The organism is Dyadobacter psychrotolerans (genome assembly GCF_004349265.1).
GTDB lineage: Bacteria > Bacteroidota > Bacteroidia > Cytophagales > Spirosomataceae > Dyadobacter > Dyadobacter psychrotolerans.
On sequence record NZ_SMFL01000002.1, the window covers coordinates 616971 to 632325 of the forward strand.

Here is a 15355-nt window from a genome sequence, read left to right on the forward strand (position 1 = left end):
GTGTTGAATAACGCTGTCTCAGGCGGCAGGAAAAACGGGTTCTAAAAAACCTTATGAATAGATTTTAATTTTAGTATGGTCGATATAACTACACTTTCTAATCCTTTTCCGGGGCTAAGGAGCTACGAGTACGAAGACCATTCCTTATTTTTTGGCAGGGAATCGCACATTCTGGAGTTGAGAAACAAACTTCTGGATGCGCGTTTTCTTGCTTTGATCGGATCGTCGGGTAGTGGTAAGTCTTCTTTAATCAAAGCGGGGCTTATACCTTCGCTGGAGAATGCCCAGCAGGTAAAGGAAGACTGGAAAGTGATCGTATTCCGTCCGGGAGGTAACCCGGTAAAAAGCCTGATAGGTGCCTTGAAGGTAAGCCTGCGAAGAGAAGATATCAGCTGGGAAAACCGTGACCTGGAAAAAGCCGAGGAATGGCTGCTTTCCGATCCAAAAGCAATTTTCGAATTACTTTCTGTTCTAAGAGGCAGGAAAATTCTGCTGGTAATTGATCAGTTCGAAGAGATTTTTCGATTTGAATTCAGTAATGAATCCGGCAAGGGCAAACAGCAGAGTCCCGCCTTTATCAATCTTCTTTTAACCCTGATCAATCAGCGCGAGCTGCCGATCCACGTAGTAATCACGATGCGCTCGGATTATCTTGATCACTGTACCGAATTCAAAGGACTGACAGAAGTTATCAACCGGGGTTATTACCTGCTTCCGAAAATGAATCAGGAAGAAATCAGGGAGGTGATCGTCAGGCCGATTGAGACCTACGGAGCGTCAATCGAACCGGATCTGGTAAAAACACTTTTGCAGAAACTGGCTGAAAATCCTGATTTTCTACCTATCCTTCAGCACGTACTCATGCGGATGTGGGACCGCTGGAAACTCACAAAAACGGCCACAAGTCCTATTTCTCTCGTGGAATACCAGGCGATAGGGAAAATGGAGGAGTCGATCACGCAGCATGCGGAAGAAATTTTCACACAAAGATTGGATGAAAAAAGACGCCTGGCTGCGGAAAAACTGTTCAAAACACTGATCGTTCTTGGCCCCAGTGATACTTCTTCGCTACATCCAACCTCGCTGCGCGAAATAGAGAAAATCTCAGGTGTACCGGATTACCTCTTGATTGATGTCGTGCTGGTTTTCCGCGAAAACGGTGTTTCATTTCTGACGCCCCGCCCGGGAATCAAAATCGATTCGGACTCGATCATTGACGTTGCTGTCGAAAAAGTGCTGACGCTTTGGGACCGGTCAAGAATCTGGATTGAAGAAGAACTTGAGTCAGCTAAATTGTACAAACAGTTAAGTTATTCCGCTTTTTTGTATCAGGACGGCAGAACCGGGCTTTGGGTTAATCCTGAGCTTCAGGTAGGTTTGAAATGGATGAAAGAAAGTGAACCCACCATCGAGTGGGCGCAACGTTATGACCCGTTTTTTGAAAGGGCGATTAACTTTTTGGATTATAGTAAAAAACAATACGAACAGGAGGTTCAGCATAAGGAAGACCGGCAGCGCAGGGAACTTCGCAAAGCCAGAACGTTTGCAACCGTACTGGGGGTGAGTTCATTAATTTCTTTGCTTTTCCTGATCGTGGCCATGGTCCTAAGAACACAGGCCGAGCAAAGTGAAAAAACAGCTTTGGATAAAGAAAGTCTGGCCCTGACAGAACGGAAACGTGCTGAGGATCAGACAAAAGAAGCCATTGCGCAAAAAAAAATTGCAGAACAGCAGGGGATCATCGCCGAACAACAAAAAATATTAACCGAAGAGCAAAAAACCATTGCTGTTCGTGAGCAGGAAAAGGCTGTTAATGAAAGTATTGCTGCCAAAGCTGCCAGAAAAATTGCGGAGGAGCAGAAAATCGAGGCGGACAATGCCAGACGTATTGCGGTACAGTCGCAGAAAGAAACCGAGGTGCAAAAGGAATTTGCAGTAACTGCTCAGAAAGAATCGGAACGTCAGAAAGTAAATGCGCAGCAGGCACAGAAAGAAGCTGAAAAGTCAAGAAATGATGCTTTGCGCCAGCGCTCAAAAGCAATTGCACGTTTTATTGCCATTCAATCCAATCAGATGCCGGCCAGTGATGACCTTGCCGCACTTCTTGCGTTACGAGCATATGATTTTAATATCAAAAACGGAGGCGAAAGAGATAACCCGGAGGTTTATGTGGCGCTTTCAAAAGCTGCCGGGGCGAACGCAACTTTGCAGGGACATAACGACATTGTCCGCGTTGTGGCTGAACCAGAAAAAGCCGGAAATTCTATTTTTGCAACCGCGGGAGACGATGGTGTACTGAATCTTTGGAATACCACTGCAACTTCAAGCCGGCCCATACCGCTTAAAAACCCAAAACAGACTTTTAAAAGTATCAGGTCAATACTTTTTGCACCGGACAACAGTGCCGTATTTGTAGGAACTTCTAACGGACAAATCGTGAGATGGGATAATTTGACAGCAGGAAGCCTTCCAACCAAAACACTGATTGCCCACGACGGCATGGTTATCAACCTTGTAATCCGAAATGAAGATTCTAAACCCAGACTAATATCAACGAGCTCTACGGGCCAGATCCGGCTTTGGGATATAACAGATAAAAAGCTGGATGTGCTTAAAAACGTAAATCTTGGTGTTGATCTTTCCTGTGTTGTACTGAGTCCCGATGGTAAATATTTATTCTATGCCACCGGAACAGAGAAGATTCTCCGGATAGAAACAGCTGATATAACAAAAAAGCCAATCAGCTACAATTTTGACAAAGTAAGAGGCCGTATCTCCACCATGGCTTTTACTCCGGACGGTTCGCAGCTGTTTTTGGGAAGTTCAACGGGAGCGTTGTATTCAGCGAAAATCAGTTCAGGCGAGCCTTTGGTGAGCACCATAATAGGAATCCAGGGTAGCCATACTTCCGGAATAACGGGAATAGCATTTAATCCGGATGGAAGCCGGGTAGCTACATCCAGTTTTGATTCAAAAATCAAAATTTGGAACCTGCAGGAAGATCTTTCCAAACAGCAGCCGGTTGTGCTCAGCGACTTTAATTCCTGGGTGATGGACCTGCGATTTACGCAGGACGGAAAAAAACTGCTTGCTTCCGGAGCAGATAAAACGGTAAGAATCTGGGATATCAATTCAGCTTCTTTGTTTAACGAGGTTTCAAAAAAAGTAGCAAGGGATTTAACCGAAGAAGAATGGGATAAATATATAGGGAAAGACATTCCCTACGAGAAATTATCACGCAGCGTAAGATGAAAAACTTTACTAAAATAAACAGGACAGTCCTTTTTGTTTGCCTGACCTTGCTGACCTGTTCGGCGAAGGTGTGGGCGCAAACGGATTGTGACGCTTCGGTGATCATACCCGAGGCAGACAGAAAATACAGGAACGGAAACTTTGATGAGGTATTTGAAATACTGAATCCTTGTTTGAAAAACCGCTTTTCGGCAAATGCGCAGGTCCAGGGTTATAAAATAGTCGCCATGAGTTATCTGGCACTCGATTCACTTCCTCAGGCTGCTGCCGCAGTAAGAAGTCTGTTGATGGCCAATCAGAATTACGAACCTGAATTCTCTGCTTCACCACAGTTTAAAGAACTTGTCATCCAGCAAAAGGATTTACAGGAACGTATTATTCAAATCACCTCTGTATCCAAAAAGGCTGAAAATTTATTACAGGTACCGGCGACAGTAACTGTTTTAACAAAGGACGATATTACCAAAAGAGGTTACAAGGACCTGACGCAAATGCTCAGCGATTTGCCCGGTTTTGACGTGATTCGCGGTAACGGTCCCGGTTATGTGGTTGTTTATCAAAGAGGTTATCGGTCAACAGGTAATGACAGAACGATCCTGCTGGTGGATGGCGTAGAAGAAAATGACCTTTCGTCCGATAACATTCAGTTTTCCAGACAATATTCACTTTCGGACATTGAAAGGGTGGAAGTAATTTATGGTCCTGCTTCAACCATGTACGGTGCCAATGCCTTTGTGGGAGTAATTAACCTGGTGACGATCAAGCACATGGATAAAGCCATGCCGGAAGGAAAGAAAATTGACATTTCAGGAAACGGAAGTGTTCGTTACGCTTCGCTTAAAACAGGGCTTATTGACGGAAATGTAACGGCCAGAACAAAGGATATTGCCGTTACGGTTACAGGACGTTATTTCAAATCCAATGAACTTGATCTTTCGATTTATCCGGAGTGGAATTATGACCCAAGACAGGAAAGTGATTATTTAAAAACAGCCCAAAACATAACAGGAAAATCGGCTAACGGCCAGTATCTGGCCCAGCAGTATATCGATGCAAACAGACTTACGACCCGTTTTCCGAATAGCAATTTATATTCAACAAAATTGGGACCGGAGGGTACTGTGTCGGAAATTGCGCTGACGGATGCGGGCAGAGCCAAAGCGGCACAGCTTGACAACACCTATCTTTTCGGTGCAAATCTGAAAGGAAATCCGGTTGAGTTTAATGATGTAAGCAAAAACTGGCTTTTCAGAACAAAGGTCGAATTAAAGGATTTTACAATCTCATTGCTGAACTGGAAACTCGACGAGGGTGCTGCGCCCTGGTATACCAACAAATCAAGAATTGTAACCAAGGATCTTTCGCGGTGGGTAACGTTGAACCGCGCTTTATCTTTGAATTATAACAAGTTTATCAATGATAACCTGCAATTTATTAACCTGACTTCCTACCGTTTACATGAGCTAAAAGGCGAAACCAATCTGGCGGGTTACACAGGTTACTATAACAATGGATTACGCCTGGTTGATTTACTGAGCGAGAAAGCGCCAACTTATTCTGTGCCATACTATTACCGCGTTTCGACCCAGCTTCGTAATGAAACCCGCTTACTCTGGACGCCGATTTCAAACCTGGACATTAACAGCGGACTTGAACTTAGAAACAGTAACATACAGGGAAATTACATTACCTCATTCACAGAAATTCCGGATGAAACCGGCCGGATTGACTCTACGCTAGCCGGTGGTGATAATTTCAGGGTTTTTGACATTGGTGTATTTTCTCAGGCAAGCTACAATTTTTCTGAAAAGCTGAAAGTGGTTGCCGGCGGCCGTCTGGATTACAACAGGATTCGCAGTAACGGTGGTTATGGCGCTGTTTTCAATCCAAGACTTGCTGTTATTTATTACAAAAAAAATATAGTATTCAAAGGGATTTATGCCGAAGCTTTTAAAGATGCCTCTTACCTGCAAAAGTATGCAACCACGACAGGGCGCCTTTTGAACAATCCGACTTTACAGCCGGAAAAAGTGAAAAACCTTGAATTGAGCGTTCTGGTAAAAGTAGGAAAAGGATTTACGGTTAACCTGGTTGGCTACCATGCCAATTACAGCAATACGGTTGGGCTCGCACCGGCGACCACACCAGCTGGCGTCACTACTACACAATTTCAGGCACTTGGTAAACAGCGTATAAACGGCTTGCAGGCCGAAGCTAAGTACGACAACAAGATATTTAGTCTGTGGAGCAATTTCACCTACACCAGTCCGATGGATTTGAGCAAAGAAGCCGGTAAAAAAATTCGGGTAAGCGATATTGCTGATTGGATGATGAATCTTGGCGGAGTTATTACCTTAACCAAAAACCTGAATGTGAGTGTAACCAACAACTACGTGAGCGCGAGAAAAACAGGATTAGGCACCTCCGGCAGCAGCAATCCTGCAACCCGTTTTCCTGCCATCTATTTATTAAATTCTGCTGTCACCTATAACAATATCGTGAGAGGAGTTAGTCTTCAGTTTCAGGCTTCCAACATTTTTAACCACGAATATTTTGTGCCCGGAACCCGTGCAGCCGAAGGTGTTGCCAATGCTTCCCGATTTCCTCAGGAAAGAAGAACGCTCTCTATTGCATTATTAATTGATACTAATCTGAAGTTAAGCAAATGATGAACTCATTGTACGACACAGCTCATTCAACGTTTGAAAGCATGAACCCTCCGACGATTATTGGTGAAAAAGAATTTGAGCTTATCAAGGTCAGTTATCCCGAACACATGGACGAAATCGGGACGCTGAGAATCAGCTCATGGAAAAATGAAAGGGGTATCAACACAGAATTTTTTTCGCAGGAAAAATGGGTCGATGACCTTGACAAAGATTCCCATCACTGGGTGGTATTACACCAGGGGCAAATCGTCGCTTCCGCAAGGATGAGTTTTCACTACTCTTACAACAGCATTCCCTATACAAATCCTGTTTACGAAAGCCTGTTTGATTTTTACGGCGGTTTACCAATCGCTTCAATCAACCGTCTGGTGGTAGATCCGGGAAGCCGAGGACATGGCCTGGCCAGATTGCTGGACGAAACGCGCGTTAATTTTGCCATTGATAACGGAGCAAAAATGATCACTGCCCAGCCTTTGGAAGGAAGAGTTGCCGCACTAAAAAAACTTGATTTTACAATGATCGAACAGATTATTTCCCCATTTCAAATACCTGGAAGGGATATTTTTTACATGATAAAAGAAATCGCTGAAAATAAATATGTGGCGGAGTGACAGTTTCTTAAAAGCTTTAAAGATTAAGCCGGGCGAAGAAAATCTCGTTTTCCTGCTGATCGGCTACTCCTTTTTTATGGGAGGAGCTATGGCTGTGTTTTACACTGTCGTCGTTTCTTCTTTTCTTATAAATTTTACGGGTTCAGTACTTCCTGAGGCATACATTGCTGGTGGGGTGCTGGTTTATGCGGCTGGTTTATTAATTACCCGTTTGCAGAAAAAACTGACTTCTGAAAAACTAGGTGAAGGCACCTTATTTTTCCTGATTGCATCAATTGTAATTCTCCTGGCAGTTTATCATATTACCGGAAACAAATGGGTATTTTTTGCGCTGTTTATCTGGAACCGGTTTTTTGTTTTGGTCAATGGCGTTACGTTCTGGGCAATTGTTGCCAAGCTTTTTAATCTTCAGCAATCCAAGCGGCTTTCCGGACTGATCAACACAGGTGAGGTATTTTCATCCGTGATAGCCTATTTGTCGATGCCGCTGATTCTCAGGTTTGTCAACCCGGATTTGCTGCTAATTCTTGTTGTTATTTTACTGATAGTTTGCGGCGCGTTTATTCATCGGATACATCGTCGCTATCTGCCAGAAACAATTACTAACGAACAGGTTACGGGAAGTGAGACAAATAATAACCGGCCGGAAGAGAAAATTAATAAGTCCTATTACAGGACTATTTTTGCACTTGCCGTTCTTCCGGTTTTCGGGTTGTTTTATGTGGAATATATTTTCTTTACCGAATCCCGTATTATTTTCCCTAACAAGCAGTCACTGGCGAGTTTTCTGGCGATCTTCTTTGGTATTTGTTCCATCGTAGAATTTTTCATCAAGACGTTTTTATACAACCGTATGCTTGCCAAGTATGGCATGCGGATAGGGATTATTATCTTACCTGTAAGTCTGGCGTTCAGTTTTGTTCTTGCGGTGGTTTATGGTTTGAGCAACGGAACTTCGGCTATCTTTTTTGCCTGTATTGTACTTGCCCGCTTCTTTATGAGTGCGGTTAGAAAGGCGATAAGTGATCCCGTCTATCAAGTTCTTTATCAGCCAATTCCGGCAGCTTTCAGGCTTGAAGTTCAGGCCAGGATAGAAGGTAGGGCTAAATCTGTCGGCGGTCTTATCGCAGGGATTTTTCTTATGATTTTGCGGTACCTCAATATCATCGATGATCTTGCACTTTCAGCTATCTTCCTGGTTGTCACTGTGTACTGGATTGTCACAGCGGTTAAGGGGCAGGGTGCCTATAAGCAAATCGTACGCGACAGGGTTTTTGTTATACCAGAAAAAGTGGTTTACCGGGTCGCAGAACCTGAGCTGACCATCGAGCATCCGGCGTATGAAGCCATGCTAGAATTGACGGCATCTTCCAATGACTCTGACCGGTATCTGGCTGCCTTTAGTCTGGGGCGTTCTAACCGTTTTATGTCGTATAAATATTTGATTCCGCTTTTACAGGACAAAGATCCCCGTGTAAGAGAGGCGGCCATTATTGCTTCGGGAGAACTAAAAAGGGAGGAATTGTGGCCCTATTTATTTGAACAGCTTGAACAGGACAGGTTTTATACACTGGCTTCCCAGGCATTGATCAAATCGGGTACACCACTGTTGAAACAGATTGAAAGAGCCTTTGCGAGCCGTTCTGAAAGCAAGCTTTATCAGATCAAATTGCTTGAAATTGTAAAGGGTATCGGAGGATCAGAAGGGATAAGATTTTTGCGCAAAAACATCTCTAACCCCAACCGCTTTATTAAGGAAAAGGTGATGAGTTCTTTAAGGGATTTGGGCTATAATGCTTCGGTCATTGAGCACGCTTATTATTTACAGGAATTTGACGATTACATTGCAAGTTATGCCTGGGTACTGGCTGCTCAGGAAGATCTTTGGCAAAATTATAAGGATGACAGTCAGCTGATGATTGTACTCGAAAGAGAAAAGGAACAAATCATGCTCAAAGCATTTATCGTGCTTGAAGTGCTCTACGGATCCAAATTTAACGTGATAAGTTTAATTAACAGTGATCAGCAGGAAGATGTGCGTGATTACCTGGTTGAAATTGCAGATCTGCTTGCTCCGGAGGATGTAAAGAACAAGCTGCTTCCGTTTCTCGAAAGTACAACCCAGGAAGAGATGCTCGATCGTTACCAGGAAGCTTTTCCGCAGAACCGGCTTACTGTTGAAGAACGATTAAAGGATATAGTCAACAAGGACTACACGCGCATATCCCGCTGGACCAAATCAATCGCGTTGCTGGAACTGAAACATTACGATCCGGTTGGTGTAACGCCGGTATTGGTAGCAAATGCAATTTCTTCTTCCAAAGTGGTATCGGAAACGGCATTTTATGTCTTAAGAATTGTCAATCCTTCCCGGTTTACAGCCTTATTTAAAATAATAAATCAGCAGAAAGACATTTTTCATAAAACCATTATGGAGCCATTGGAATGGCTTTCCGGTGAACAGGATCTGCTTATCAGCAAGCTCCGGCGGCTTCGGGGAATGGAGCAGTTGACTGAACTGTCAAATGAAGACCTGCAGCGTATCCTGCTTCGTTCAACTTACTTTAACGTAGAAAGCGATGATGTTACTGACCTTCGCAAGTTTACAAATGACAAGGAAGTATCACTGATCATCACTTATGGAGATCTGGTTTTTTCAGGACATCACCATGTGGAAGGCGGTGAAATCTGGGATATTACTGAACACAAAAAGAAGGGCATCGTAATGATTCCTAATGCGTTAGCGGATTCGGAGTTTTATATTGTTGAGACATATATCTTAAAAGATTTATCGGTAGAAACGCAAAGGAAGCAGGTTGCTTTGGCCTGATAACTCTGCGGTTTTGATATCACATTTTATAAAAATGAAAGTAAAAAAACTGATTTTATTGATTGCGGTCATGTGCGTTGCAAGCTTTTTTAGCTTGTTTGTTGCAGCGCAGTCGACCATGGTAAGGGATAGTGAAATGGGACATCCGTTGTCAAAGGTGTATGTACCTGCGGATTATAACGCGCACGGGCAGAACTTTTCGATAACACAGGATAAATCGGGGATCATTTATCTGGCGAATTTTGCGGGCGTGCTAGAATATGATGGTGTAAACTGGAAGACAATTCTAACCGAAAATATAAGCCGCGTTTCATCTTTACTCACAGATAAAACGGGTCGGGTGCTGGTTGGAGCAAATGGTGAGTTTGGTTACCTGGGCTTTGATTCACTGGGAGTTCACCGGTTTGTAAGTCTTTCCCGTCAGATTAAGCAAAAGATCGGGCCGGTAACGCAGATACTTGAAATGAAAGATGGTATTTACTACATTTCTGCTGATGCCTGGTATATCTGGGATGGCAAAAAAGTAAGAATTCAGAAAAACAAGTTTCAGACTTCTACTGCCTTTAAACTTGATGATAAAATATTGGTTTATAGTCGTAACAACGGGCTGCTTTCTGTAAATGGAACGTCAATTTCCCCGGTTGGAAAAGCTGCTAATGTACCTGTCCTGCTTGATGTTGTGTCACTTATACCCTTAAATGATGCGGCTGCGTTGATTGTAACAACGAATCAGGGCATATTCAAATTGTTTAACGACAAGCTGGAAATGTTGCCCGGTGATGCAAATCAGCAGTTAATAGCAAACAAAGCAACTTACGCTATCAGGCTGGCTGATGGCAGCATTGCAGTCAGCATGTTAACTGGCGGTCTTTTAGTGATTTCGAAAGAAGGAAATTTACTTTATCCTCTTTTATCAGGCGGCGTGATCCAGGACAGTCAGGTCAGTTTTCTTTTTAACGACCGTGATGGTTATCTGTGGCTGGCATTGAATGATGGTATCGGCAAAATGAATGTGCCATCGCCAATTTCGCGGTATGACGCCATGAATGGTTTAAAAGGTGAAGTAACTTCGATCAGCCGTTTTAACGGAAGACTATATGTCGGGACATTATACGGCCTTTACTACATTGAAAATAACCGGGTAAAACAGGTTGAAAGCTTCAAGGGAAGCGTTTTGGCATTTGAAAAAGTAGATAATGCACTGCTGATTGCTACCAACAGAGGTGTGGTTCGCTGGCAGCCGGCCGGCGGAAGTCAAAACTTGACAAGCGAATTTTCTCTTTCCATTGCCATTTCAAAATCCAATCCGAGTAAGGCGTACGCGGGGTTGCAAAATGGTCTTGAAGAACTGACAAAAACGTCGTCCGGCTGGTCGGTTTCTAAAATTAAAGGTGTAGACGAGCAGATTGTAGGAATCAGGGAAGAGGGAAATCAATTATGGCTGGAAACGTTGTCCAACGGGCTTCTGATGTGGGACCGCCAGACTGGGCTGGTAAAAAGATACACTGCCAAAGAAGGTCTGAAAAGTCCGCTTTACAATAAGGTATCAGGTTATAATGGCAAGCTGGTCGTTGCCAATAAGGATGGTATTTTTACTTACAAAAAGGAAAATGACAGGTTTGAACCCTACAATATCCTGAATGAAAAAAAGGATGCAGCTAACTCCTGGTACGATCAGCTCGTTGAAGATGCAAGCCAGAATATTTGGGCTACCCGTGGGGATAAAAGAGAAATTGCCTTTTTCCAGAAGAAAGCAGGAGCTAATCTTTCCTTCACAAAAATCCAGCAGCCTTTTAAACCTGTTTCCGGAATTTCTTTTCAGGTCATGTATCCTGACCAGGACCAGGTTGTATGGGCTGGCGGCGACCAGGGATTATACAGGATCGATATGAAAGTAAAGAGAAATTACAATCATAAGTATCCGACACTTATTCGTGAACTTTCTACGACCAACGGGAAGCTCGTTTCGGGAGGTTTAATTTTCTCCGATTCATTGCAAGGCAGCAAACGGCCTGAGATCAAAGTTAATTACGATCAGAATAACATAGCAATTGAATATGCCCTGCCAAGTTATCATGTTAATCAGGAAGTTGAATATCAGCTATATCTTGAAAATTTTGACAAAAACTGGTCTGAATGGAACCTGCTGACACACAAGGAATATAGCGGCTTACGACCTGGAAAGTATAATTTCAGGGTTAGGGGCAGGGATATTTACGGGAACATCTCGCAGGAAGCAGTCGTGCCGATCACGATCAGTACACCCTGGTTTCTTACCTGGTGGATGGTTGTCATTTATGCTTGCGTGTTCGCTTTAATGATTTATTATACGGTTAGATGGCGTCTGCAAGCCGTTATAAGAGAAAAACAGGGATTGGAAAATCTGATTCGTGAGAGAACCGAGGAAGTAGTAAATCAAAAAGAAGAACTTGAAAAACAGTCGGAAGAACTATCTTCTACAAACGATCAGCTGGAAAGAATTGATGATTTTGTGAAATCCATTAATGGCGAGGTAAATACGGGACGCCTGTTTCAGCTGGTATTGGAGCGCCTTTGCCTGTTCCAGAATGTCGACAGCGCATCAGCTCTGATACATCACCGTTCTTCGGATTCATATCAGTTTATTGCCATGGCTGGTACCGTGGATCTGCTGAGTGTGGAAGACGTAAGGCTAACCTACGAACAGGCAGCACAGCGGTATATAGATAACGGAACGGAAGTTTTTGAAGATATTTTTCTTAAAAATAATTTTCAGTATGAGAATCTGAACAGCTCGATCGATGATATTTATGCACCTAAATCATTAATTACCATTTTGATACGGGTAGAAGGCAGTGTCAAAAGCTTTATTACTCTGGAAAACATGGATCATGAGAATGCTTTCTGTGACAGGGATTTTCATATGGTTAAAAACCTGAAAGAGCATTTGATCGGAGCTTATATTAAGACGGATATTCTTGAAAATCTTGAAAAAACACTTAGCAACCTTAAATCGACTCAGGAGGAACTTATTCGTCAGGAAAGGCTGGCATCGGTGGGCCAGCTTACAAAAGGAATTGTTGACAGGATTCTGAATCCGCTGAATTACATTAACAATTTCTCGATGTCGTCGGGAGTCATCTTGAAAGAGATAGCTGAGGTTACTGACAAACACCAGGAAAATTTCTCCGAGGACGAACGGGACGATCTGGACAGCGGGCTTGATATGCTCAAAAAGAATCTGGAAAAAATATATGAGCACGGAAACAGCACAACCCGCATTGTGAAGGACATGCAGAAGTTGCTGAAAGGAAAATCGACTGAGTTCTTTGTAACTGAACTGAATCCTTTTCTGGAAAGCAAAGCGCGGTCTGCCGTTCAGGAGGTAATGAATGAATACAAAGGGGCGTCGGTAAAACTGACGCTTGAGCTGGATACCGCTCCGGTAAAAGTAAGTTTGCTTCCCTATGAGTTCTCTCAGGTACTGACCAACCTGATCAGCAATGCCTGTTACACGGTCATGGAGAAAAGCAGACTGACCAAAGATTTTGAGCCTGAGGTAAAGATTATCACCGTTCCGAGTGATTTTGGAGTCAGAATCATTGTCCGCGACAACGGAAGAGGAATTCCTGCCAAAGAAACCGAACAGCTTTTCAATCCTTTTTTTACAACAAAACCAACATCAAAAGGTACCGGGTTGGGTTTGTATATGAGCAAGGATATCATTGAATTTCATAAAGGCCGCATGTCCATAAACTCGAAGGAAGGCGAGTTTACGGAAATAAATATTTTCCTTCCGATAATCGGCTAACCACCTGAATGACTTATTACACAAATTAAATGACCAGTAAAATGGGTACAGAAATTACCAACCAAGCCGATTCCCGCAGTGCCGATGATGCGGAGCATACCAATATCATGGATCTTAATCAGGAGATTGAAGCTTACAGGCAGAAGATATTTGAGCTCAATAAACTGGCTGATATTGGTCAGCTTAGTGCAGGAATTCTGCATGAGATCAAAAATCCGGTCAGTTTTGTCAATAACTTTTCGAGGCTGTCCCAGGGGTTGGTTGGGGAGATTCTCGAAATTATGGAAAAACCGGAGTCGGAAAGAAATGAGGACGATCTGGCTGACCAGAAAGATCTCCTGGATACACTCAGTAAAAACCTCCTCAAAATCAACGAAAACGGCAAACGAATTGAAAGGATCATTCAGGGTATGTTGGCGCAAACGAGGTCGGACGGGCCTTTTTTAGAGCCGACAGATTTGAATCAGCTGCTTGAAGAATACACCAAACTTGCTTATCAGAGCTTACGCGGCGAAGATAAAGATTTCAATGTATCGCTAAGTTTTAAGCTGGATCCGCAGATCGGTGAGATTAAACTGTCACGTGGTGAATTCGGTCGTGTAATCCTGAATCTGGTTAACAATGCATGTTACGCCATCAATGAAAGAAGAAAGCAAAATGCTGCCGGTTATGATCCGGTTCTGAGTGTTTGCTCCGAAAAAATTGGGAATGAAGTTGAAATTAAAATCACCGATAATGGGATTGGTATCCCGCCTGAAATTGTTTCCCGGCTTTTTCAACCGTTCTTTACCACCAAACCTCCCGGCAAAGGAACCGGACTGGGGCTGGCCCTTACTTACAGCAGCATAGTCGAAACACACAAAGGCAAGATACAGGTTACCTCCACATTGGGAGAAATTACGGAATTCACAATTTTGATTCCTCTTTTATAATCCAACATTATACTTAATTAAAAAACTTCAGTAATGGCAATTAGAATTTTAAGTGTGGACGACGAGCAGGATATGGAGATGCTGATTCTTCAGCTGTTCAGAAAGCAGATCCGGGACAAAAAATACGAATTCGTTTTTGCGAATAATGGAATTGAGGCGCTGGAAAGACTGGAAGAATCAGGTGACATAACGCTGATCCTGTCGGACATCAACATGCCCGGTATGGATGGACTTACGTTTTTGTCGAAAGTAAATGAAAGACAAAATCCTCTTTTGAAGTCGATTATGGTTTCGGCATACGGCGATATGGACAATATCCGCACAGCCATGAACCGGGGTGCTTTTGACTTTGTGACCAAACCGGTAAATTTTGAAGATCTGGAAATCACGATCTCAAAAACGGTTGAACATATTGAAATGCTGACAAGTCTGGAGAAGGGCAGAGAGCAGCTTATTGCTATCCAGAATGATTTGAGTGTGGCAAAAGAGATTCAAATGTCTATGCTGCCAAAGACAGTTCCTGCAAACATCGGCAAAGCGGGTGTGGATCTTCACGCGTTTTTGCAGCCTGCAAAAGTAGTGGGCGGCGATTTGTACGACTATTTCATGAAGGATCCGGATCATCTATTTTTCATGATTGGTGATGTTTCAGACAAAGGAGTTCCGGCAGCACTTTTTATGGCCATTACAAAAGCGATATTTAAAAGTCAGTTCTCCAACAGGAATGGCGATAGTCTGATCCAGAAGGTTAAAATCGTCAACGAGTTTTTGAGTGAAGACAATTCTTCATTTATGTTTGTGACGGCGTTCGTTTGTCTGCTAAACGTGAGAACTGGGGAGCTTGAATATGTGGATGCGGGTCATGAGCCTCCTGTAATTATCAGGGCTAATGGTGAAACGGAACTGGTTAAAAAACAGGGAGGAATGGCGCTTTGCTTCGATCCTGAGTTTGAGTTTGAATCACATACACTGCAGCTCAATCCGGGTGACAAATTTGTGCTCTACACTGATGGTGTTACCGACGCCAACAACATTCCCGGAGATCGTTATGGTCTTCATACTTTACAGGAATTTTTCACGACGGGCTCAGGTTCAAAAAGTACGACGGCAAAAGAGATGAATGAGGCAACGCTGACAAGTCTTGTTGAATTCATTGGTCCTGCAACCCAGTTTGATGATATCACAATGCTTTCCTTACGTTATCTGGGAAGCTGATAAACCCGGTCGGATGGCTATTTTGCCATCCGACCGATAATAAAAATCAGGCAACT

General features: G+C 43.2%; 7 protein-coding genes. All 7 read left to right on the forward strand.

All coding sequences use genetic code 11. The features are described from left to right. Positions 1-75 precede the first annotated feature (75 nt). The 7 genes from E0F88_RS06360 to E0F88_RS06390 are packed head-to-tail and all read left to right on the forward strand — an operon-like array spanning position 76 to position 15299. Positions 76-3252 carry a WD40 repeat domain-containing protein gene (locus E0F88_RS06360; protein WP_131957375.1) on the forward strand — a complete coding sequence of 1059 codons (3177 nt, stop codon included), beginning with the start codon at positions 76-78 and terminating at the stop codon, positions 3250-3252. Then, positions 3249-5921, forward strand: coding sequence for a TonB-dependent receptor plug domain-containing protein (locus E0F88_RS06365; protein ID WP_131957376.1), 2673 nt, complete (start codon positions 3249-3251; stop codon positions 5919-5921). Before E0F88_RS06360 ends, E0F88_RS06365 begins: the two co-directional genes overlap by 4 nt. After that, complete coding sequence (locus E0F88_RS06370) at positions 5918-6532, forward strand: GNAT family N-acetyltransferase (RefSeq protein ID WP_131957377.1); 615 nt, start codon at positions 5918-5920, stop codon at positions 6530-6532. The genes E0F88_RS06365 and E0F88_RS06370 overlap by 4 nt, the downstream gene beginning before the upstream one ends. Then, on the forward strand, positions 6519-9362 hold the full coding sequence (locus E0F88_RS06375; protein ID WP_131957378.1) for a HEAT repeat domain-containing protein: 2844 nt from the start codon (positions 6519-6521) through the stop codon (positions 9360-9362). The genes E0F88_RS06370 and E0F88_RS06375 overlap by 14 nt, the downstream gene beginning before the upstream one ends. A gap of 34 nt (positions 9363-9396) precedes the next feature. Next, the gene (locus tag E0F88_RS06380; protein ID WP_131957379.1) at positions 9397-13152 is read left to right on the forward strand and encodes a sensor histidine kinase; all 3756 of its coding nucleotides are present in this window, start codon (positions 9397-9399) and stop codon (positions 13150-13152) included. Positions 13153-13193: 41 nt separating this feature from the next. Beyond that, positions 13194-14084, forward strand: coding sequence for a sensor histidine kinase (locus E0F88_RS06385; RefSeq protein WP_165940006.1), 891 nt, complete (start codon positions 13194-13196; stop codon positions 14082-14084). Between the two features lie 33 nt (positions 14085-14117). Then, positions 14118-15299, forward strand: coding sequence for a PP2C family protein-serine/threonine phosphatase (locus E0F88_RS06390; RefSeq protein ID WP_131957381.1), 1182 nt, complete (start codon positions 14118-14120; stop codon positions 15297-15299). Positions 15300-15355 lie beyond the last annotated feature (56 nt).